The organism is Paraburkholderia sp. GAS32 (genome assembly GCF_050434225.1).
In the GTDB taxonomy this organism is placed as follows: domain Bacteria; phylum Pseudomonadota; class Gammaproteobacteria; order Burkholderiales; family Burkholderiaceae; genus Paraburkholderia; species Paraburkholderia madseniana.
Map to the genome: position 1 here is coordinate 1 of NZ_JBNPVS010000121.1, position 1,635 is coordinate 1,635.

Below are 1,635 nucleotides of genomic sequence, written 5' to 3' on the forward strand. Positions count from 1 at the left end.
CTTCTATGAGCAGGAAGTTGTCAAGGCCTTTCACGACCTGACTCACGAATCATCGACCAGGTCCTTCGGGCGGGTCCAGTTCGGAAGCGCCGTAGCGGGGGGCAAGGGCGGCTGCCTGTTCCCGGGACCGCCGTCAACCATTGCTGCGATCCATTGTGGTCTGAAGCCGATGGTCGCGCCCGTGAGACTCCAGTGTCTCACCGCCTTCTATCCGCCGGCACCAGGCCAGCCTCATCCAGTATGCGCGTTACGCCGGAATCACCTACCGGGAACACGCCCCATCTTGAGAATCGGTTGCATTAGCAACCCGGCCGTTTAGCGGGCATGTTCACTCCAGACCGTATGTGCTGCATAGTTGCCTAACCTACCGTTACCTTCTGCCTGCCAAACCTTTGGGGGGCCTTACGCCGACTTCAACTGCGCTCCTTCAGGGATCATCCCGTCCTTCAGATAGCGCCACAGCGCTATCGCGAGGCGCCGCGCTACCGCGACGATGGCGATGCGCCGCGCCCGCCGATTCGGTCCCGTGCCCTGCGTGCGCCGGTTGAACCACTGTGTCAGCGCACTGCCGGGCTGGTAGCGCAGCCAGCACCACGCCATCTCGACCAGCAGTGACCTAACGCGCCGGTTGCCCTGCTTGCTGATGCCCTGATCGGTGTGGCTCTCGCCGCTGTCGTAGGGTTGCGGGACGAGGCCGGTGCACGAACCGACCTGACGCCGGTTGTCGAACTCCCTCCAGAACAGCTCGAGCGCGAGGCGCGACGCACCCACTTCGCCAATCCCCTTCAGGCGCGCCAGGTCATCGCTTCGCTGGCGCGCGGGTGCCGGCACACTCGCCTGTCGCGTCTTCTCCAGCGCCGCGAGTTGCTGCCTGACCAGCGCCAGCCGTTCACACTCGCGTAGCAGCCGCTCGCGCAATTCGGGCGGCAGCGGCGTGCCGTCGTGGCACCTCACCTCGTCACGAGCGAGCCGGTCGGCGAAGTGTTTGTGATCGACCTCATCCCAGCAACCCAGTGTGACCAGCAGTTTGCGCATCCGGTCGCGATGCTGCAGCACCTCCTTCTGCAACTGGCCGCGATCGCGCATCAGCTGGCGCGACGCCTCGTCCTGCGGCGACGGCACGTGAACCACGTGCATGCGGTCGCGCTCGCCGCGCAGCCATGCGCGCAGGTTGATTACCAGCTTGATCGCATCAAGCCGGTCGGTCTTCGCGCGCCGCTTGTGACGTTCAACCGGAATGCTCGCCGGATCGACCACATAACACTCGATGGCGTGCGCATGCAGCGCGCGACAGATCCAGAACCCGTCCTGGCCGGCTTCGTAGCTCACGACGACCCGCACGCCCGCGGGCAGCGACCACTTGTCCTTGTACCGGCCGATCAAATCCAGCACGGCCTGCAGGCGGGCGGCGGCTTGCGGTTGCGCCACCGTGTGTACGGCCGGCTGCTCGCGCCGGCCATCGTGCAGCGCGACCTTCCACTTTGCCGCGGCGAGCTCGAGTGAGACCGCCAGCACCACCTCTTCACCACCCGTCGTGAACGTCTGATCGGTGCGCATGATGCTCTCTCCTTTGAACAGGACTCGACACGTTGATTTTACGTATCAGTTCGTCGACCCCTCCTGTACATAGGATCT

At 64.6% G+C, this 1,635-nt stretch carries 1 protein-coding gene; it reads right to left on the reverse strand.

The features are described 5' to 3' along the window. Positions 1-402 precede the first annotated feature (402 nt). Positions 403-1,557, reverse strand: coding sequence for an IS110 family transposase (locus P3T25_RS48440; RefSeq protein ID WP_201124249.1), 1,155 nt, complete (start codon positions 1,555-1,557; stop codon positions 403-405). Between the last annotated feature and the right edge of the window lie 78 nt (positions 1,558-1,635).

Bases quoted from the DNA above. Each gene is read 5' to 3' on its own strand.
- P3T25_RS48440 (WP_201124249.1), bottom strand. From the start codon at position 1,557: ATGCGCACCGATCAGACGTTCACGACGGGTGGTGAAGAGGTGGTGCTG.